The sequence below is a fragment of the Arthrobacter sp. Leaf337 genome, assembly GCF_001423745.1.
Lineage (GTDB): Bacteria > Actinomycetota > Actinomycetes > Actinomycetales > Micrococcaceae > Arthrobacter.
On the sequence record NZ_LMPC01000012.1, the window covers coordinates 66175 to 86223 of the forward strand.

The window sequence follows — 20049 nt, forward strand, 5'->3', positions numbered from 1 at the left end:
CGGTGCCAGAATAAGTCCGCCCCTTACGCACACCGGCCGGAGGGCTCCTACCCTGCCTGTCCCAGCACGAGGGGAAGGACGGCCCCGGCCCCGGCACGGCGCAGTGCCCGTCCTGCAACCGTGACCGTCCAACGGCTGTCCGTGAGGTCATCCACCAACATGATGCTCTGACCCTGGATGCCGGCCATGGCTGCCTCCAGCTCCGGTCCCACAACAAGCCGGTCCCAGACTCCGGCCAGCCGGTAGGCGCTGTTGCCCCCGCGTCCGCCGGTGGGTCCGCCGTGTTCCAGCTGCAGCTGGCCCAGGTACGGTATGCGGCCAATCCCGGAAATTCCGCGCGCCAGGGAATCGACCAAGGCCGGCTTGCTGCGTGACGGGATGCTGACGATGGCTGCCGGACGTCCGACGCCGCTCCAGCCTGGGCTGCGTCCGTTCCCGGCGCCCCATTCGCGGAGCACCTGCACGCAGGCCTGCAGCATTGCGGGGTCCACCTCGCGGTCCGGGGCGCCGGAGGCAAAGATCTCCCGGAGGGCACCGCCCCAGCCGAGGTCGGTCAGGCGGGCCAGCACCCGGCCTTCGGCGAGGCTTTCATCCGGCTTGATCTTGCCCTTGACGGTAACGCCGAGCCGGTCCATGCCGCTGGGCCACTGCAGCCGCGGTTCCAGTGCCATGCCGGCACGGCTGAGCGTCTGGCCGGCCGCTTCTGTGGCCGAGGATGCGATGTCGGACGGGAACCAGCGTCCGGCGCAGTTGTCGCAGCGGCCGCAGGCGCGGGCTGTTTCATCGTCCAGGACCGAGGTGATGTACTCCATCCGGCAGCCGGCCGTGTCCTGGTAGATCACCATGGAGTCCTGCTCATCCACGCGGGCCTCGGCGATGCGGGTGTACCGGTCGGCGTCGTAGCTCCAGGGCTGGCCGGTGGAGCGCCAGCCGCCACCCACCCGTTCCACGGCACCGTCCACGGACAGGACCTTGAGCAGCAGTTCCAAAGGTGTGCGCCGCAGGTCCACGCGGGCTTCGAGGGCCACGGTGGACACGGCGGCACCAGCCTCGGCGAGGGCGGTCAGGACGGCCGCCGCCTTTTCCTCAGACGGCATGGAAGCGGTAGCAAAGTACTGCCAGATGTCGCGGTCCTCGGAGCCCGGCAGCAGCAGGACGTCGGCGTTGGCAGCGCCACGCCCCGCGCGGCCCACCTGCTGGTAGTAGGCCACCGGCGACGACGGGGCGCCGAGGTGCACCACGAAGCCCAGGTCCGGTTTGTCGAAACCCATGCCCAGGGCCGAAGTGGCCACCAGCGCCTTGACCTGGTTGTCCTTGAGGAGCTGTTCCGCCCGTTCCCGGTCCGCGGGATCGGTACGGCCGGTATAGGCGAGCACCTCATGGCCGGCTTCAGCGAGCAGCCGGGCGGTGTCCTCCGCCGCGGAGACCGTGAGGGTGTAGATGATGCCGCTGCCGGGCAGGTCCGCCAGATGGGTCAGCAGCCAGCCCAGCCGGTCGCGGGAATCCGCCAGCTGCAGCACACCGAGCCGGAGCGATTCACGGCCCAGGGCGCCGCGGATGGTGAGCACGCCGTCGCCTAACTGCTCCTCGATGTCATGGACCACGCGGGAGTTGGCGGTGGCTGTGGTGGCCAGCACGGGCACGGTGTCCGGCAACTGCGTGATGAGGTCCGCGATGCGCCGGTAGTCGGGACGGAAGTCATGGCCCCAGTCGGAGATGCAGTGTGCTTCGTCAATCACCAGGAGCCCGGTGCGGCGGATCAGTTCCGGCAGCTGGTTTTCCCGGAACGACGGGTTGGTGAGCCGCTCCGGGGACACGAGCAGCACGTCCACTTCGTCCGCCGCGAGCTGCTCGCGTACGGTGTCCCATTCGAGCTGGTTGGCGGAGTTGATGGCAACCGCCCGGACTCCTGCCCTCGCGGCTGCCGCCACTTGGTCCCGCATCAGGGCCAACAGCGGCGAAACGATCAGCGTGGGACCGGCGCCACGGCGCCGGAGTAGCAGCGAAGCCACAAAATAGACGGCCGATTTTCCCCAGCCGGTGCGCTGGACTACAAGGGCGCGGCGCCCGCCGTCGACCAATGCTTCAATCGCCTCAAACTGGCCGTCATGGAAGCTGGCCTCGGGATGTCCCACGAGGCCGCGAAGAACTTCCAGGGCCTGCGCATGGGTCCCCTCTCCACCTGCGGGGAGATCGGCGGAAGCGGAAAGGACAGCAGCATTCTGGTTATTGGCCATTGATTCAGTATCCCAGCCCCCTCCGACACCCGCGAAGCCGGGTATCGGGCCATGTGGACGGCGCGCCCGCGTAATGCAACTACTCCTCCACAGCCATTTTGCGCTTCACCGTAAGATGGAACGCGTGACTAGCGACCAGACAAAGACTTTTGACCTTTCGGCATCGTTCAAGGCCTACGACGTGCGTGGCATTGTGGGCGAGTCCATTACCGCCGAAATCGTCGAAGCCGTAGGCGCCGCATTCGTGGATGTCCTGAAGCTCGAGGGCCAGACGGTCCTGGTGGGCGGCGACATGCGCCCCTCCTCCCCGGAGTTCAGCAAGGCATTCGCCAACGGCGCCGCCACCCGCGGAGCCAACGTCCAGCTGCTGGACCTCATCTCCACCGACGAGCTCTACTACGCCTGCGGTGCGCTCAACGCTGCCGGCGCCACGTTCACCGCCAGCCACAATCCAGCCGAGTACAACGGCATCAAGATGTCCAAGGCCGGCGCCCAGCCCATCTCCTCGGAATCCGGCCTGAAGGAAATCCAGGCCCGCGCGGAGGACTACCTCCACGCCGGATCCATCCCCGCCGCCGGCAAGCGCGGCCTCATCGGAGTCCACGATGTCCTGAAGGATTACTCCGAATACCTCCGCAAGCTGGTGGACCTCAAGGGATCCCGCCCCCTGAAAGTGGTCGTCGACGCCGGCAACGGCATGGCCGGCCTGACCACCCCCGCGGTCCTCGGCGACGCCCTGCTGCCCAAGCTGCCGTTCGACATCATTCCCCTCTACTTCGAGCTGGACGGGTCCTTCCCGAACCACCCGGCCAACCCGCTCGAGCCGGAAAACCTGCTGGACCTGCAGGCCGCGGTCGTCGAACACGGCGCGGACATCGGGCTGGCCTTCGACGGCGACGCCGACCGCTGCTTCGTCATCGACGAGAAGGGCAACCCCGTGTCGCCGTCGGCCATCACCGGCATGGTGGCCCGCCGCGAAATCGCCCGCGCCAAGGCGCAGGGCGAGGAAACGCCCACCATCATCCATAACCTGCTGACCTCCAAGGCCGTCCCGGAACTGGTGGCGCACGACGGCGGCCGCGCGGTCCGCACGCGTGTTGGCCACTCGTTCATCAAGGCAGTCATGGCCGAGGAAGGCGCCGTTTTCGGCGGCGAGCACTCCGCGCACTTCTACTTCCGCGATTTCTGGAATGCAGACACCGGCATGCTCGCCGCGATGCACGTCCTGGCCGCCCTCGGTGAGCAGGACCGCCCGTTGTCCGAACTCGGCCACGAGTACGAGCCCTACATCTCCTCCGGGGAAATCAACTCCGAAATCGAGGACAAAGCGGGCGCCGTGGAGCGGGTCCGCGCCGATTTTGCCGGCGAAGACGTCGAGATCGACATGCTGGACGGCAGCACCTTCACCGCCCGCGACGGCAGCTGGTGGTTCAACCTGCGCCCGTCCAACACCGAACCGTTCCTCCGCCTTAACGCCGAGGCCACGGACCGTCCCACCATGGAACGCATCCGCGACCGCGTGCTGGCCCTGGTCAACGGCTAGGCCGCCCGCATGGCTGAACTTTCCGGAACGTCCTGGCGGGACTCTGTGCCCGAGGCTACGGCCACCGACTTGGAAAACCTGCTGGGCACCGGCGTCGGTGCTGCCCAGGAGCAGCTCGGGCGCAACGGCGGTTTCCTGCCGTTCGCCCTGGTGGTGGAGAACGACGGCGAGGTCCGCCTTGTCGCCGTCACCCCGGCTGATGCGGAGGACGGCTCTGAGGGCGACTTCGACGCCGACGCGATGATCAGTGACCTCACGGAGCTGCTCCGGCAGAACCGGGACGATTTCCGTGCCGCGGCGGTGGTGTGTGACATCACGCTGCTGGAAGAGGCCACCGACGCCATCCACGTAGCGGCCGAGCACCGTGACGGATCCGTTTTTGCCGCGGTGCTGCCCTACGAGCCCAACGCCGAGTCCCGCGAATGGGAGTTCGGACAGCTTGCAGCTGATTCCAGCGAACCCGCCATCTGGGTGGACTAGACCTCCAGTGGGTTGCTGACATGAAGATCAATGCGTTCGCGGACGTGAGCCTGCGCGCCATGATGGTGCTCGCGGCGGCACCACACGGCAGCCTGCTGACCACACAGAGCATCGCCGACGCCGTAGGAACGCCCTACAACCACGTCAGCAAGGCCATGGCGAAGCTCCGCGAACTTGGCGTCATCGACGTCGAGCGGGGGCGCAACGGCGGGTCCAGGCTGAATGACGCCGGACGCCGCGCCACCGTCGGCCAGCTCCTGCGGCAGCTCAACACCCGAACGGATCCGGCCGACTGCCATTCCGTGAATGGCGACTGCCCGCTCATCAACGAATGCAAGCTCCGCGGTGCCCTGGCTCGGGCACGCGAGGCTTTCTACCGCGAGCTCGACGACATCGTGGTGGCCACCCTCCCCGGCACGCGCCAGATGGCGCCGGTCTTCCAGGCAATCGGGCTCCGCCCCGGGCTCTGATCCCCCGCCGATTTTGAATTCTTTTCTACGCCGTGTAGAACTTAGGTATAAATACTCGTATTTCAAATACATGTATTGATCGCGGTCCGCACGAAACCCGGGCCCCTACCTCAGGAGTACACATGCTCTCGGACAAATCCCGCCCTGTCATCGAGGCCACCCTGCCGCTGGTCGGATCCCGGATCGGCGACATCACCCCCAAGTTCTACGCACGGCTCTTCGGCGCCCACCCGGAGCTGTTGGACGGACTGTTCAGCCGTTCCAACCAGCGCTCCGGCAACCAGCAGCAGGCCCTGGCCGGAAGCATCGCCGCTTTCGCCACGCACCTGGTGAACAACCCCGGAACCCTCCCGGAAACCGTCCTTTCCCGGATCGCCCACAAGCACGCCTCCCTGGGCATCACCGAGCCCCAGTACCAGGTTGTCTACGAGCACCTCTTCGCCGCCATCGCCGAGGACCTCGCCGAGGTCATCACCCCGGAAATCGCCGAAGCCTGGACCGAGGTCTACTGGCTCATGGCCGACGCCCTCATCAAGATCGAAAAGGGCCTCTACGCCATCCAGGCCAACGACAAGATGTGGACCCCCTGGCGCGTTGCCGCAAAGACGCCCGCCGGCACCGGCGCCATGACCTTCACCCTGGAACCGGCCGACGACACCCCGATCACCCCCGCCCTTCCCGGCCAGTACGTCAGCGTCAAGGTCCAGCTCCCGGACGGCCTCCGCCAGGTCCGCCAGTACTCCCTCTCCGACGATGCGGGCACCAGCCGGACGTTCACCACCAAGCTCGACGACGGCGGCGAGGTCTCCCCGGTGCTGCACAACGGCGTCGAGGTTGGCGACATCCTGGAGATCTCCAACCCGTACGGCGAGATCACGCTCAAGGCGGGTGACGGCCCCGTGGTCCTGGCTTCGGCAGGCATCGGCTGCACCCCCACTGCGTCCATCCTGCGGTCGCTGGCCGAGGCCGGTTCCGACCGCCGGGTGCTGGTACTCCACGCGGAAAGCACGCTGGAAAGCTGGGCCCTGCGCGGGCAGATGACGGACGACGTCGAGCGCCTCGAGGGTGCCGACCTCCAGCTCTGGCTGGAAGAGCCGCAGGCCGGTGCGAATGCCGGCTTTATGTCGCTGCGCGAAGTGGACCTGCCCGCCAATGCGTCTCTGTACCTCTGCGGCCCGCTTCCGTTCATGAAGCACATCCGCAACGAGGCCATCAACGCCGGCATCCCCGCGACGAAGATCCACTACGAAGTCTTCGGCCCGGACATCTGGCTGGCTTCTTAAAGTCACTAGCGCGAACGGACACTTAAGCCCCGAGGCTTAAGTGTCCGTTCGCGCTTCTTCGCTTGTTAACGCACGACGGCGGCGCCGCACCTTTCGGAAAAGGTGCGGCGCCGTCGTTGTGTCTGTTTGTCCCCAGCTGACTAGCTGTGGTCCGCCATGCGTTCCTTCAGGGCTTCCAGCTCGGAGCGCAGGGCCTCGGGCAGGGAGTCACCGAACTTCGCGTACCACTCTTCGATGGAGGCCAGCTCGGCGTCCCACTCCTCGCGGTCGACGCGGACAGCGTCTTCCACGTGGGCGTGGGTCAGGTCCAGGCCGGTGAGATCCAGGGCGTGGCCCGCCGGCACGAAGCCGATCGGGGTCTCAATGGCGTCAGCCTTGCCTTCGAGGCGCTCGATGGCCCACTTGAGGACACGGGCGTTGTCGCCGAAACCGGGCCAGGCGAAATCGCCGTCGGCGGTGCGGCGGAACCAGTTGACCAGGAAGATGTGCGGCAGGCGCTCCGGGTTGGCCTTGCCTGAGACACTGATCCAGTGCTTCAGGTAGTCGCCGGCGTCGTAGCCGATGAACGGCAGCATGGCCATCGGGTCGCGGCGGAGCACGCCGACCTGTCCGGCTGCGGCAGCCGTGGTCTCCGAGGAGAGCGTGGAGCCCATGAAGATGCCGTTGGTCCAGCTGCGGGCCTGGGTCACCAGGGGCACCGTGGTCTTGCGGCGGCCGCCGAAGAGGATGGCGGAGAGCTCAACACCGTCGGGGCTGTAGTACTCCTCGGCCAGCATGTCGATCTGTGAGATCGGCGTGCAGAAGCGGGAGTTCGGGTGGGCGGCCGGCTTGTCCGAATCCGGAGTCCAGGAGTTGCCCTCCCAGTCGGTCAGGTGCGCCGGAACGTCGTCGGTCATACCCTCCCACCAGACACCGCCGTCGTCCGTCAGGGCGACGTTGGTGAAGATGCTGTGGCCCTTGGCGATGGCGCGCATGGCGTTGGGGTTGGTGCCCCAGCCAGTGCCGGGGGCTACGCCGAACAGGCCGGCCTCCGGGTTGGTGGCGCGCAGCTCGCCCTCCTTGCCGATCCGCATCCAGGTGATGTCGTCGCCGAGGGTTTCGACTTCCCAGCCCTCGATCGTCGGATCGAGCAGGGCGAGGTTGGTCTTGCCGCAGGCCGAGGGGAAGGCCGCGGACATGTAGTACGACTTCTTCTCCGGCGAGGTGAGCTTGAGGATGAGCATGTGCTCCGCGAGCCAGCCCTCGTCGCGGGCCATCACCGAGGCAATGCGCAGGGCGTAGCACTTCTTGCCCAGGAGGGCGTTTCCGCCGTAGCCGGAGCCGAAGGACCAGATGGACCGCTCTTCAGGGAAGTGCACGATCCACTTGTCCGGGTTGCAGGGCCACGCGACGTCGGCCTGGCCGGGGGCCAGCGGGGCGCCCAGGGAGTGCAGGGCGGGAACGAAGAACGCGTTCGTCGCAGTGATCTTGTCCAGCACCTCAGTGCCGATGTTGGCCATGATGCGCATGGAGGCGACAACGTAGGCGCTGTCGGTGATCTCCACGCCGAACTTGGGATCTTCTGCGTCGAGGTGGCCCATGACGAACGGAATGACGTACATGGTGCGGCCGCGCATGGAGCCGGCAAACAGGCCGCGAAGCTTCTGCTTCATTTCGGCCGGTGCCATCCAGTTGTTGGTGAAGCCCGCATCGCGCTCGTTCTCGGAGCAGATGAAGGTCTGCTCTTCAACGCGAGCTACGTCTGCGGGATCGGAGAATGCGGCGAAGGAGTTCGGGAACAGCGCCGGGTTCAGCCTGGTCAGCGTTCCGGCGTCGACGAGTTCGTCCGTGAGGCGGGTGTATTCCTCTTCCGTACCGTCAACCCAGTGGATCCGGTCCGGCTGGGTAAGTTCTGCAACCTCTTCGACCCATGCCAGCAGGCCAGCATGTGTTGTGGGTGCTTTCTCAAGCAGCGGCAGTCGTGCGAGATCGCCCATTGCGGTTCCCTTCCTCGGGTTCAGTGGTGTGTCCTAAATGCTAGGGCTCTAGACCACTGCAATTTTTGGGTCAGACGTGGGATGTCCCGGGGCCTAAAAACCAAAAACCGCGGAAAATCAAGGAACTGGATACGACAAATCGGCACTTTTTGTGAGTAAGGTCACATAGACCGGTCTAGTTATCCATATTACAGGCGGTTCGATTTGGAACTCGGCGGCAACTCGCGTAAAGTAATTCGAGGTTCGGGGGTGAACGAAAAACTCCCGGAGCCGAGAATGCGCCCATAGCTCAGCTGGATAGAGCGTCTGTCTACGGAACAGAAGGTCAGGGGTTCGAATCCCTTTGGGCGCACAGATAAAGAAAGATCCGCACCGGTTCTCCGGTGCGGATCTTTTTTATTGCCGTTTGTTTCAGCCCGCGGGCGGGTGCGCCTGCCCCTGAGGGTTGCACCCGGAGGGCTACTGGGCCCGCGGGCCGCCTACTTCTCTATGACCTCGTAGATGCGATGGCGGATGCCGTCGAAATGATGGTTTAGCCGTTCAGCAGCCAGGGCCTTGTCCCCGCCTGCCACGGCCTCGTAGATGCGACGGTGCACTGCCGCCGACTCGCTGAGGTTCTCGGCACCGGTACCGACCTCAAGATGGATCTGCCGGTACACCTTCCAGAAAACGGCGAGCAGGCTGATCAGGAGCGCGTTGTTCAGCGGCTCGAACAAACGCCGGTGAAACTCCGCGTCCGCTTCCACGAACGGCTCCCCGGCGGCGGCAAGTTCCTCCATCCGGGTCACGGATTCCTCAACGGCTGCGAGCTGGCCGGCGGTCATCTTGTCCATCGCACTGCCGATCAGGCCTGATTCCAGCGCCTGCCGCACATCCACCAGCTCCAGCGCCTCATCACCCTTGTGGCGCAGCGACAGCCTGCCGCGGAATGTCATGCCGTCCGCCAGGGCATCAAAGTTGCTGGGCGCCACGAACATGCCGAATCCGTGGCGGATTTCCACAACGCCGAGCGCCTGCAGGACCTTGAGGGATTCACGAAGGGTATTGCGGCCTACACCCAGCGCGAGGGCCAGTTCGTTTTCGGTGGGAAGCGGGTCACCCGCCTCAAGCTCGCGCTCCAGGATGAGGTCCATGATGTCCGCCTGCAGAGCGCGGAGCCGGGCCTGGGCGCTGAACCGCGCCTTCGAAGCGACGCCTGATGTTGTCATGGTTCCCCTAACCGAGTGTCCGAACCACTGTGCTGAGTGGGTCACAGCAAACAATATTGGATGTCCCACCTTCTGTTAAGTTCCCCCGCCAAACACGGACCCGGTTCCCTGCGCCCATCCCCTGGGCTTCATCCCGCGGATCGGTACCGCCGCCGGGCGTAGTCTGGTGCCATGACGGCCAGAGTTGAACGAGAATTCGATGTCATTGTGATCGGCGCCGGAGCCGTGGGGGAAAACGTCGCGGACCGCGTGGTCCAGGGCGGACTGACCGCGGTCATTATCGAGGCGGAGCTGGTGGGCGGCGAATGCTCCTACTGGGCCTGCATGCCGTCCAAGGCACTCCTGCGCCCGGGGACGGCCCTCCATGGCGCACAGACCGTCCCCGGTGCCGAGGAGGCCGTCACCCGCACCCTGGACGCCTCCGCCGTCCTCAAGCGCCGGGACTATTTCACGTCGAACTGGCAGGATGATGGCCAAGTCAAATGGCTGGAAGATACGGGGATCGAACTGATCCGGGGCCGCGGGCGTCTCACCGGCCCGCGAGCCGTCGAAGTAGCCGGGCGCGACGGTGTCAACTACCAGCTCTCGGCGAGGCACGCCGTCGTGCTTTCCACCGGATCGGCCCCCACTGCACCGCCAGTGGACGGCCTGGCGGGGATTGGGTATTGGACCACCCGCGAGGCCACGTCCGCCCGGAGCGTTCCGCGCAGCCTGGCGGTCCTCGGCGGCGGGGTGGCCGGGACCGAGCTGGCGCAGGCATTCGCCCGGCTGGGCTCTGCAGTGACGCTGGTGGCACGCGGCGGCCTGCTCAGCATGTATCCGAAAGATGCCGCAGACCTGGTGCTGGCCGGCCTGCGGGCCGACGGCGTGGACGTCCGCCTCAACACCGGCACGGAGCGCGTCAGCAGAAGCGGGGGCGGCTATTTCACCGTTGACTTGGCCGACGGCGACAGCATCACGGCTGAACGCCTCCTCGTTGCCACCGGCCGACACCCGGCGCTGGACGGGTTGGGGCTGGAAACAGTGGGGCTTGGTTCCACGGACGGCAAAGTGCCGCCGCTCCGCACGGACACCACGGGCCTGGTCGAGGGGATCATCGAGGGCGCCGACGCCGGCGGCGGCACTGGTACGGACGACGGCGACAGCCGCTGGCTCTACGCCGTTGGGGACGCGGCCGGCCGGGTCATGCTGACGCACCAGGGCAAATACTCGGCGCGGGCCACGGGGGATGCCATCGCGGCGCGGGCCAAAGGCGAGCTGAAGGGGACGCCGAAGCCGTGGAGCCGCTTCGCGCAGACCGCCAACGAGCATGCCGTGCCCAACGTCGTGTTCACGGACCCTGAGCTGGCCAGCGTGGGCCGGTCCGTGAAGCAGGCACAAACGGACGGCTACCGGGTCTCTTCAGTGGAGCTCCCCATCAGCGTCGCGGGGTCGTCGCTGCATTCGGAACACTACGAAGGCTGGGCCCAGCTGGTGGTGGACGAGGACAGGAAGGTGCTCCTCGGCGCCACCTTCGCAGGCCCGGACGTGGCAGAACTCCTGCATGCCGCCACCATCGCGGTGGTGGGCGAGGTGCCGCTGGACCGGCTGTGGCACGCCGTGCCGTCCTATCCCACGGTCAGCGAAGTGTGGCTGCGCCTGCTGGAGGAGTACGGACTCTGACTGGTTGGTCACACCTCAGCCCAATCTATTTGAACTGACCGGTCAGTTTAGTTAGCCTTATAGCAGACAAACACTGCGAAAGGCTTCCATGCTCTCGGTTCGACAGCTTCACGTGAATGGCCGGCGGGACGATCTGCTCCCTCCCACGTCACTCCAGGCACGGCGGGGCGAGCTGCTTCTGGTCTCCGGCACCAGACAGGACCAGCGGACCGCGCTGGCACTCACCCTGAGCGGGCGGATGAAACTGTCTTCCGGCGAGCTCCTGTGGGACGGCCGGGCGAAGACGAAGCACCTCCGGGCGGCCAGCTCGCTCGTGGACGCCCCGGGTGTCAACGAGCCGGAACAGCACCTGAGCGTACGGGATCTCGTCACGGAAGACCTTGCACTGATCCCGCGGCGCTATCGCGGCGCACTCCTCAGCAAGCCGTGGCTCAAGGTCAACCGGTTCGAGGACATCGCCGGCCTCTGGACGGAACAGCTGGCCCCGGCCAAGCGCATCGAACTGCTCACCGCCCTCGCGCTCGCCAACCCGCACACGGACCTTCTGGTGGTGGACTCCCCTGATCGCCACAGCGCGGATCCCGCGGACTGGCTGCCGCGGCTCCAGGAGCTGGCGTACAACGGCGGCCGGCCGCTCGCCGTCGTCGCCACCGTGGCTGCCCTCCCGGAGACCTGGACGGGCCCCGCCGCGGTGATCGGCAACGCCGTGCCGGACACAGACCCCAGTCCCGAAAACGAAACAGAGGATGCCAAGTGACTGTGCTGCGGTTAGCCCGCTCCGAACTCAAGCGCATGACCGGAGGGCTGCTGCCCAAGCTCACCATCCTTGCGCTGACCATGGTTCCGCTCCTTTACGGCGCGGTGTATCTGTATGCCAACTGGGATCCCTACAGCAACCTGGACCAAATCGATGCGGCCCTGGTGGTGGAAGACACCGGCGCCACCTCCAGCGACGGAACGCAGCTGCAGGCAGGCCGGACCGTGGCGGACAGCCTGGTGGAAGGGCACGTGTTCAACTGGCAGTCCGTGGACTCCGCCCAGCAGGCAGATCAGGGCGTCAGCAGCGGCAAGTACGCCTTCGCCCTCAAGATTCCGAAGGATTTCTCCGCCAGCCTCGTCTCACCTGGCAGCTTTGACTCCGCCAACCAGGCCATGCTGAACGTGACCACCAACGACGCCAACAACTACCTCCTAAGCACCATCGTGGACAAGCTGACCACAGCGGTCCACTCGAGCGTGGCCAGGGAAGTGGGCGAGGAAACAGCCAACCAGCTGCTGACGGGCTTCGGCACCATCCACACCCAGATTGTCAAAGCCGCCGACGGCGCAGGCCAGCTTTCCGACGGCGTGACCAAGCTCCACGACGGCACGGTCACCCTGCATGACGGCACCACGCAGTTGAGCGCCGGCGTCGGCGAGCTCTATGCCGGACAGGTCAAGCTGCGCGACGGTGCCAACCAGCTGGATGCCGGCGCGGCCCAGCTAAGCGACGGACTCGGGCAGCTGAGGGACAAGACAGCCTCCCTCCCTGCGGACTCGCAAAAGCTGGCCGACGGCGCCGCGCAGGTCGCGGCCGGAAACGCCACGTTGAACACCAAAGTCCAGGACGTCGTCGGGCAATTGAACGCCGCTGACCAGGGGCTGAGGAACCGCGTGGTGGAGTCGAACGGCAGGCTGCTGGCCGCCGGAATCATCACCCAGGCGCAGGCGGACAGCATCCTGGCGGACTTCGACGCCGCGGCAGCCTCCGGACCAGTGGCTGGCGCCAAGGCAAAGATCCAGTCCGACGCCGCGCAGATCCAGCAGCTCGCGGACGGCTCCGCCGCCGTGAGCAACGGTGCCGCCAAGCTGGCAGCGGCCACGCCCGCCTTGACCGGCGCCATCGCCCAGGCGTCCGCCGGCGCGGACCAGCTCCATGCCGGGACCTCCGCTTTGGCGGCCGGCGAGCAAAGTGCCGTTGACGGCACCGGGAAACTCGCAGAAGGTGCCGGCGCGCTCGACGGCGGTGCGGCGCAACTTGAGGACGGCGCCTCCACGGCCGCCAGCGGGGCCGGCACCCTGGCATCGGAACTCGCCAAGGGTGCCGGCCAGGTGCCCAACCCCGATGACGCGCAGAAGAGCAGCCTCTCCAAGGTGATCGCCGATCCCGTGGCCGTCAGCAACATCTCGCAGGCGAAAGCCGGGTCCTACGGGGCCGGCCTGGCGCCGTTCTTCCTCACCTTCGCCCTCTGGATCGGCATCTTTATGCTGATCCAGGCCATGCGGCCCATCACGCAGCGGGCGCTGGCGTCTAACGCGCCGTCATGGAAGATCGCCTTGGGCGGCTGGCTGCCGTTCCTGGCCGTCTCGGTCGTCCAGGCGAGCCTGCTCACCCTGGTGGTGGACCTGGCGCTGGGCCTCAACCCCGCCCACCCGGTGCTGATGTGGCTGTTCATGCTGGCGGCCGCGATGGCGTTCAGCGCCATCATCCAGGGCGTCGTCGCGCTGCTTGGGTCCCCGGGGAAGCTGGTGGTGCTGATCCTGCTGGTGCTCCAGCTGGTGTCATCCGGAGGCACATTCCCCTGGCAGACCACTCCCCCGCCCCTGCACGTGGTGCACGAGATCCTCCCCATGGGCTATGTGGTGACCGGGATGCGGCACCTGATCTATGGCGCGGACCTGTCCATGATCCTGCCTACCGTGGCGGGCCTGTTTGGCTACACTGTGCTGGGGGCCGCGCTATCAACGCTGGCCGTCCACAAGCACAAGTTCTGGACCCTGAAGTCCCTGAAACCGGAGATCGCCGTATGAGCACGCAGGAAGCCGGCGAAAAGAAGCTCCGGCCCGCCCGTACAAATGCCACCAAGCAGAAGCTCTTCGACGCCTCCATGGAGCTGATCGGCGAGCGCGGCGCGGCCGGGGTCACCGTGGACGAGATCGCGGCGGCAGCCGGCGTCTCCAAGGGAACCGTGTACTACAACTTCGGCAGCAAGTCCGATCTGATCGCGCAGCTGCTGCGCCACGGCGTGGACATCCTCCATGCCCGGCTGCTAAGCGTGCAGGGCTCCTCCGCCGACCCGCTGGCGGCCATGGACGGGATGATCGGCCAGGCGATGGACTTCATGGCTGAGTACCCGTCCTTTGCCCGGCTCTGGGTCAGTGAGAACTGGCGGACTCCCAGTGAATGGCAGGACACCTTTGCCGAGCTCCGCGGCCGCCTCCTTGCAGTGATCGGCGCCGCGATCGAGGGCGTAGCCGCGCAGTACCCCGTTGATGAATCAATCTCCAGGGGCAGCCTGGAAACTGCCATCTTCGGCGCCTGCTTCGTGGTGGGCCTGGACCGCCAGACCTACAACCCCGAACGCACCCGCGAACAAAGTGTTGCGGCCATTATGGCAATCATGCGTGGCTACGTCCGGAAATAGCCCGCATCGGGGAAGATTAGTCACATGCGCCACATGGGTAACAGCGGAAGGGTAGCCATCGTTGCGGCGTTCGCCGCCGCGGTCCTTCTGGTGCTTACCGCGATCACGCTGGAAGAGGCCGTGCTGTTCACGTTCCTCGGAGCCGTCGCTGTGGGATACCTCGCCTCCGTCATCCAGGTGGTGGCCCGAGGACGCAATCTGGCCCTCTTGGCGGGAGGCGTTGGCACCAGCCTGTTCATCGGCTTCGCCATCGCATTCCTGCGCATGTGGGGCCTGGCGTTTACGGCGGAGCCGGACTCCCTGGGAGCGGCTGCCACCACCCAGGACTCCGACATCTACTTCTACCTCGCCGCAGCTTCCGGCGTGGGAACGCTCCTGGTGCTCTTCGCCGGCGCTGTGTGGCCGGCCGGCAAACGGCTTAGGTCCGGCCGCGATCAGTCCAGACGCATGCAGCCCGGCCAGCGCAAGCCCGCAACTGCCGCCCGGCGGCCGGCGGTCAGGCAGGCACCCCGTCCGGCCGCGGGCACCACTTACGGTCGCGTTCCCGTGTCCAGGTCAGGTGCCGTCCGCGCTCCGGCGGCCAAGCGGCCCTCGCCGGCGGCGGCCAAGTCGCCCAAGTCCCCGGCAAAAGCTACATCACGGCGTTGAGCGTGCCATCGTCGCTGGCCCGGGGTGGCCCCGTTCCGGCCCGGCCGGAGTACGGCGATGGCAACCCCGGCCAGCAGCAGGAGTCCGCCGGCAACCTCGGCCGGTGAGGGGACCTCGCCCAGGATCAGCCACGCCGTCGTCATTCCCACCACCGGGACAAGCAGGGTGAAGGGAACCACCGCGGACGACGGATACATGCCCAGGAGCCAGTTCCATATTCCGTAGCCCACCAGGGACCCCAGGACAGCCGTGTAGATGGCGCTCAGGATGGTTACCAATTGCAGGCCAGCCAGGGTCCCGCCCACGGCGGCCGGGCCGTCGATCAGCAGTGACAGTCCGATCAGGGGCAGCGGAACCACCGCGCCGGACCACACAACGAGCCCCAGGCCGGAGGAGGCCCTGGCCTGCCGGGCGATGATGTTGCCCGCAGCCCAGGACAGCGCAGCCGCCAGCACGATGAGCAGGGGAAGGACCGGCGCCACCATGCTGCGGCCTACTGCCACCACCGCGAGGCCGGCCACCCCGAGGACGACGCCGGCGAACTGCCTGCCGCTGGGACGTTCGCCCAGAATTCCGGCAGCCAGCAGAACGGTAAGCAGCACCTGCGCCTGCAGTACCAGCGAGGCGAGCCCTGCAGGCATGCCCAGCGCCATGGCCAGGTAGAGGAGTCCGAATTGTCCGGCGCTCATGAAGAGGCCGACGCCGAGGATGGCCCGCCAACTGACAGCGGGCCTGCGGATGAAGAAGATCCACGGAAAGACAACCAGGACGAAGCGCATGGCTACAAAGAGCAGGGGCGGCACTTCCATGCCGTCGGCGTGTAGGCCAAGGTCGATGGCAACGAAATTGGCGCCCCACAGGACTGCCACGAGGACAGCCAGGGCGGAATGTCGAAGGTTCACGCTGCGGGCTACCGGTTCAGGAAATCCGCGTCACCGGATGCGGGCTCAAAGGTTCCGGGGCCGCTCTCCGGGAGCCCCGTCCTCGCGGCGGTCAGGCACGGCGTCGCGCCGCGCCGCGTCGCTGTCGGCAGCGTCGCGGTCGGCAGCATCGTGCTGGCGAGGTGTGCCCGGTTCAGTTGTGCCCGGTACGGCTGGCCCGGGAACGGCGTCCCCGCGCCCGCGGGTTCCGGCCTCGGCGCGCGTCTGCGGCTCGGCAGGAGTGGTCTCAACGTGCCGGTCGGCTTCGTGCCGGTCCGTGTCGTGCCGGTCCGTTTCGCGCCGGTCGGCATCGCGCTGCTCGGCTGTGACTACGTCCGGATCAACCTCGTCGGCTTTACGGAGCTGCTCCTGCGACGAGGCCCGCACTCGTTCGGCTTCTGCTTGCTTCTCGCGAGCGTCGCGGCGCAGGCGCTCTGCCTCGACTTCGGCCTGCTTGGCATCGGCCTCGGCACGTGCTGCTTTGGCCTCGCGTTCCCGCGCTCCAAGCTCGTCGGCCTTGGCCTTTTCACGCATCTCGGCGGCCCGGTTTCGGTCCGCTTCAACCTTGCGTTTCCGGTTGAAGAACAGCACCGCGGCAATGATCGCAACCACCACTACAACACCGATAATGATCCCCACAAGCTGTCCTGAGTCCACGATGTTCTCCTCTTAACCGGGGCACTGACGAATATCTCCAGTAAACATCACAAACCCCGCGCTGACCATGAACACCGTGGCAGTGAGCAGCGGTTGCCTAGTGCGCCCGGGGCACCTTGAAGCGAGTAAGCCGGGCGTCCTGGCCGTCCAGCTCAGCCCAGGTCTTTTCCGTTTCCAGCACGGTCAGGCCGCTGGTGGGAAACCGGGTGGCGGCGTCCATATAGGCATCGTGGTTGGAATCGCGTGACGCCAGGTGCATGGCAAGGTCCTGCACCCCGGGCATGTGGGAGATCACCATCAGAGTGGTCACGGTGTCCGGTACATGGTTGATGACCTTCAGCATGCGCAAAGCGGAGGCTCCGTAGAGGCCGTCCTCAAGTTTCGGCGTCGGGGCTTGGTCCCCCAGTTCAGCGCACACCCACGTGCACGTCTGCCTGGTCCGGAGCGCGCTGGAGCAGAGGATGAAATCGGGGATCACTCCATGCTTGCGCAGCCACTTGCCGGCCAGGGGAGCCTCGCGGTGTCCGCGCTCTTCCAGCGGACGTTCGTGGTCCGGCACGCCTCCGGGCCAGTCTGCCTTGGAGTGCCGCATGAGGATCAAACGCCTGATGTGATGCTCGCTCATGCATCAATCCTAGTGCGGCGGCCCTGCCCCGCAGGGCACGGCCGCCCTGCACAGGGTTTAGTCGTCCAGGACGAAGGTCACTTCCAGCACGACGTGCCAGGCGACGACGGCGCCGTCAGCGATTTCGACTTTCTGCTCCTTGACCCATGCTCCCGTGACACCACGAAGTGTCTTGTTGGCGCGTTCGATGCCCTCTTTGATGGCGGCATCAAACGACGTTTTGGAATTTGCGCTCAGGGTGGTGATGCGTGCTACAGACATAGTTCCTCCTGATGGTCGGATGGACGATCAGAGCCTACGCCGCCCCACTCCAAGCCAACAGGGCCATAGGGCCATAGGAACTAAGCCGCGGAGGCACATACGCCAAGGTCAGAACGCGCGAAAGCGGCATTCTGCGTAGTGCCGCATCGCCGACTGAGGAACGAAGGAGGTGTCTAAGGCACGGCAGAATGCCGCTTTCGCGCGTCGTTGAAGACTAGATGGAGTATTCCGGAGCGGCCCAGACCACAACTTCAGGGTGCTCGTAGAACCGGTAGCCCTGGCCGCGGACGGTGCGCACGGTGTTGGCAAGGCGGCCAAGCTTGGAGCGGAGGCGGCGGATGTGGACGTCGATGGTCCGCTCGTTGGGAACCTCTTCGGCGTTGCGCCACAGGCCCTCGAGGAGTTCGTCGCGGCCCACGGTGCGGGTGCCGTTTTCCACGAGGTAGTTCAGGAGCTCGAACTCCTTGAACGTGAGGTTCAGGGATTCTCCGTCGAGGTGGACCTCGCGGCGGGCCAGGTCGATGAGGACACCGGACGGACGGGGATCCTGCGGCTGCGGCAGCCGGGTGGCTTCCGTGCGCTGTCGGGAGTTGACGGTGGGGTCACCAAAGGTGGACCGTACGACGTCGAGCGCGGAACCCGGGGCGCTGGCCGGGGCCACCGCCACTGCGGCGTAGCTCTCCGCGCCGGAGACGAGGGACTGGGCGTAGGCGCGGATTTCCTGGGCAAGCTTGGCAATTGAGGTGCCGGCAGCCGCAGCGGTTTCCTCATCGATTCCCATGTAGAGCACAAATCCACGGGCAACATTTTCATTGGCGACGGGGCGGACGGCGCTGCCGTTGGCCGGGGCGATCACGGGGGTGGGCGCCGTCTGCGGAGCGGACTCGGCGGCGGGAACAGCGCGGAGCTGGCCGTACGAGTTCGGGTTGTAGCCCTGCGGCGCATAGCCGGGGGCCGGGAAGCTGTTGCCGGGCGCTGCCGGGGCGAACGCAGGACGGGCCCCGAATCCCTGGCGGAGGCCGGAAGGCTGGCCGCCTTTGTTGGCGTTTCGGACGGAGATGTGGACGTATCCAGATGCAACTGACATGGAATGCTTACCTCAATGTGAATGGCCGTCATCGCGGCTCGAATGCTGGCTTTCCCCGCAATGAGATCTGGGGAGGGGCGCCCGACGCTGGGCTTGGGGCGAATGCCTAAAAACTTCTCGGGGTGGGAAAGTTAGGCGTGCATTCGACAACAGCGCATGTCTTCGCCAGCGGGTGGGCTGGTCCAGGATTCTGCGGCTGCAGGTGCTGTTGAGTTCTTGTTCACAATTGAAGTGTGCAACGTAACAATGAAAACTTGCAAGTAACAATGGACGGAATCGTCCGCATCGTGAGACAAAATCACACAATGTGGCCCAAATCACGATTCTGAAATGCCAATAAAATAACAGATGTTTTTCAGAACGATCGATCAGAATTCACGAAAATCCGAATTTTCTTCTTCAAAACGAAGCCTTTCGGTGCGAAAATTCAGCCCGTACCGTATTGCTGAAATGCCAACGCTGCCTTGTGGCACATGTCCAGCCCTTGGCCGGGCCGCGCAGAAAAATTCCTGCCCGCACAGCACGCCAACTCAGTTTGACTGCCCGGTGAGGGTGGCGGCCACCAGCTGGACGGACTCCGCAGGGAAGCTGTCACCATCCTTTGCGGCAACGATCCTTACCATGGCTCCGGACACGATATCGGCCACAGTCAGTGTGCTGGCGGACGTCCCGCCAGCCTGTTGACGCCTTTGTTGCTGATTGCTCACCGCCACGTCCGAATCCAGTGAATAGGTGCGGCTGAACCCGTCGGCGCTCTTGACGGTCACGGCGCCGGAACTGACCTCAGTGACCGTCCCCTGCTGTTCAACTTTGGTGACGTAGGCACCGTCCTGGAGGATGACGTACTCGGAGTGAACGGCGGCGGATACTCCGCTGCCCATTCCACCCAGGCCTTCCGGGGCGAAATTTCCGGGGCCGCCCTGGGGCGGCATCCCGCCGTCGGCAAAACCACCCTGCGCGCCGCCGCGGGAGCCTGGCAACGTTTCCTGCAACGCGCCTGCATCGGCCGTGCCGTCGGCCGCCGCGGAACTGGTCGTCAAGGCATAGATTCCTACGCCGGCTCCGCCCGCAAGGACAGCCGCAGCTCCGGCGACCACCACTCCCCGCTTTATGGTCCATGGCTTCGACCGTCCAGCCGGGGCATCCCAGCCGCCGTGCTGTCGGGGCGAGCCCCATCCTGCTGTGGGCGGAAAAGCGGAGCCAGCGGCCGACGACGGCGTTCCCCACCCGGCGTTCTGCCCGCCACCCGCGGGGCGGCTGACAGAGCTGGCCGCCGGAGTCCTGCCCTCCGGCGCCTGGCCCTCCGGCGCGTTGTCAGTTTCGCTCTCCGGTAGCGGCGTGGTGTGGTCGTTGTTCATGGCGTACTCCTGGGGCAGGGGGCTTTGTCCACTCCAGACTCCGGAGGGTTCCTGTGCGGGGCCTGTGCGGGACAGGAGGTCAAGCTGTGACCTTTGATGCGCCCGTTCCCGCCGCGGGAAGGCAGCGGATCCGCGCCGGTTGGCACGCGAAGGGCCCCTCCGCGCGTTCAGCTCGCTAGGCTGGGATTCACAGCTGGCCCACAGGATCCCCATAGCGTCGGCTAAACCGC

Annotated in this window: 18 protein-coding genes and 1 tRNA gene; 10 read left to right on the forward strand and 9 right to left on the reverse strand. The window is 66.1% G+C overall.

Annotated features, from left to right (window positions below; all coding sequences use genetic code 11):
* Positions 1–47: 47 nt before the first annotated feature.
* Entirely contained in the window at positions 48–2237 is a 2190-nt protein-coding gene (locus ASF98_RS09415) for a RecQ family ATP-dependent DNA helicase (protein WP_055800689.1), read from the reverse strand.
* Between the two features lie 124 nt (positions 2238–2361).
* Between ASF98_RS09415 and ASF98_RS09420 the strand changes: the two genes are divergently transcribed.
* The 4 genes from ASF98_RS09420 to ASF98_RS09435 all read left to right on the forward strand — a co-directional run bounded on the left by ASF98_RS09420 (position 2362) and on the right by ASF98_RS09435 (position 6013).
* Positions 2362–3780, forward strand: a complete 1419-nt coding sequence (locus ASF98_RS09420) for a phosphomannomutase/phosphoglucomutase (protein WP_055800691.1) — start codon at positions 2362–2364, stop codon at positions 3778–3780.
* A 9-nt stretch (positions 3781–3789) separates the two neighbouring features.
* On the forward strand, positions 3790–4260 hold the full coding sequence (locus ASF98_RS09425) for a hypothetical protein (RefSeq protein ID WP_055800694.1): 471 nt from the start codon (positions 3790–3792) through the stop codon (positions 4258–4260).
* A gap of 20 nt (positions 4261–4280) precedes the next feature.
* Positions 4281–4730 carry an RrF2 family transcriptional regulator gene (locus ASF98_RS09430; protein WP_055800697.1) on the forward strand — a complete coding sequence of 150 codons (450 nt, stop codon included), beginning with the start codon at positions 4281–4283 and terminating at the stop codon, positions 4728–4730.
* A 122-nt stretch (positions 4731–4852) separates the two neighbouring features.
* Entirely contained in the window at positions 4853–6013 is a 1161-nt protein-coding gene (locus tag ASF98_RS09435) for a globin domain-containing protein (protein ID WP_055800698.1), read from the forward strand.
* 140 nt (positions 6014–6153) lie between these two features.
* On the opposite strand, the gene ASF98_RS09440 is transcribed toward ASF98_RS09435, so the two are convergent.
* Positions 6154–7989 carry a phosphoenolpyruvate carboxykinase (GTP) gene (locus tag ASF98_RS09440; RefSeq protein WP_055800701.1) on the reverse strand — a complete coding sequence of 612 codons (1836 nt, stop codon included), beginning with the start codon at positions 7987–7989 and terminating at the stop codon, positions 6154–6156.
* Between the two features lie 278 nt (positions 7990–8267).
* Here ASF98_RS09440 and ASF98_RS09445 point away from each other — a divergent pair.
* Positions 8268–8341, forward strand: a tRNA-Arg gene (locus ASF98_RS09445).
* A gap of 127 nt (positions 8342–8468) precedes the next feature.
* Here ASF98_RS09445 and ASF98_RS09450 read toward each other — a convergent pair.
* A complete protein-coding gene (locus tag ASF98_RS09450) occupies positions 8469–9197 on the reverse strand; it encodes a FadR/GntR family transcriptional regulator (protein WP_055800704.1) in 729 nt (242 codons plus the stop codon).
* 171 nt (positions 9198–9368) lie between these two features.
* Between ASF98_RS09450 and ASF98_RS09455 the strand changes: the two genes are divergently transcribed.
* The 5 genes from ASF98_RS09455 to ASF98_RS24135 all read left to right on the forward strand — a co-directional run bounded on the left by ASF98_RS09455 (position 9369) and on the right by ASF98_RS24135 (position 14911).
* The gene (locus tag ASF98_RS09455) at positions 9369–10859 is read left to right on the forward strand and encodes a dihydrolipoyl dehydrogenase family protein (protein WP_055800706.1); all 1491 of its coding nucleotides are present in this window, start codon (positions 9369–9371) and stop codon (positions 10857–10859) included.
* 88 nt (positions 10860–10947) lie between these two features.
* A complete protein-coding gene (locus tag ASF98_RS09460; protein ID WP_055800708.1) occupies positions 10948–11616 on the forward strand; it encodes a hypothetical protein in 669 nt (222 codons plus the stop codon).
* The gene (locus ASF98_RS09465) at positions 11613–13649 is read left to right on the forward strand and encodes a YhgE/Pip family protein (protein ID WP_055800711.1); all 2037 of its coding nucleotides are present in this window, start codon (positions 11613–11615) and stop codon (positions 13647–13649) included. Before ASF98_RS09460 ends, ASF98_RS09465 begins: the two co-directional genes overlap by 4 nt.
* Positions 13646–14263, forward strand: coding sequence for a TetR/AcrR family transcriptional regulator (locus tag ASF98_RS09470; RefSeq protein WP_055800713.1), 618 nt, complete (start codon positions 13646–13648; stop codon positions 14261–14263). Before ASF98_RS09465 ends, ASF98_RS09470 begins: the two co-directional genes overlap by 4 nt.
* A 24-nt stretch (positions 14264–14287) precedes the next feature.
* Entirely contained in the window at positions 14288–14911 is a 624-nt protein-coding gene (locus ASF98_RS24135) for a hypothetical protein (protein ID WP_156372363.1), read from the forward strand.
* On the opposite strand, the gene ASF98_RS09475 is transcribed toward ASF98_RS24135, so the two are convergent.
* The 6 genes from ASF98_RS09475 to ASF98_RS09500 form a co-directional block, all read right to left on the reverse strand.
* Positions 14794–15813: an EamA family transporter gene (locus ASF98_RS09475; protein WP_055800716.1), complete on the reverse strand. Its 1020-nt coding sequence runs from the start codon at positions 15811–15813 to the stop codon at positions 14794–14796. The two genes, ASF98_RS24135 and ASF98_RS09475, sit on opposite strands and share 118 nt — an antisense overlap.
* A gap of 45 nt (positions 15814–15858) precedes the next feature.
* On the reverse strand, positions 15859–16488 hold the full coding sequence (locus ASF98_RS09480) for a hypothetical protein (protein WP_055800725.1): 630 nt from the start codon (positions 16486–16488) through the stop codon (positions 15859–15861).
* A 97-nt stretch (positions 16489–16585) separates the two neighbouring features.
* Positions 16586–17113: a SixA phosphatase family protein gene (locus ASF98_RS09485; protein ID WP_028271069.1), complete on the reverse strand. Its 528-nt coding sequence runs from the start codon at positions 17111–17113 to the stop codon at positions 16586–16588.
* A 57-nt stretch (positions 17114–17170) separates the two neighbouring features.
* Positions 17171–17374, reverse strand: a complete 204-nt coding sequence (locus ASF98_RS09490; protein WP_028271070.1) for a dodecin family protein — start codon at positions 17372–17374, stop codon at positions 17171–17173.
* A 214-nt stretch (positions 17375–17588) separates the two neighbouring features.
* Complete coding sequence (locus ASF98_RS09495; protein WP_055800728.1) at positions 17589–18461, reverse strand: winged helix-turn-helix domain-containing protein; 873 nt, start codon at positions 18459–18461, stop codon at positions 17589–17591.
* 530 nt (positions 18462–18991) lie between these two features.
* A complete protein-coding gene (locus tag ASF98_RS09500; RefSeq protein ID WP_200939338.1) occupies positions 18992–19819 on the reverse strand; it encodes a hypothetical protein in 828 nt (275 codons plus the stop codon).
* Positions 19820–20049 lie beyond the last annotated feature (230 nt).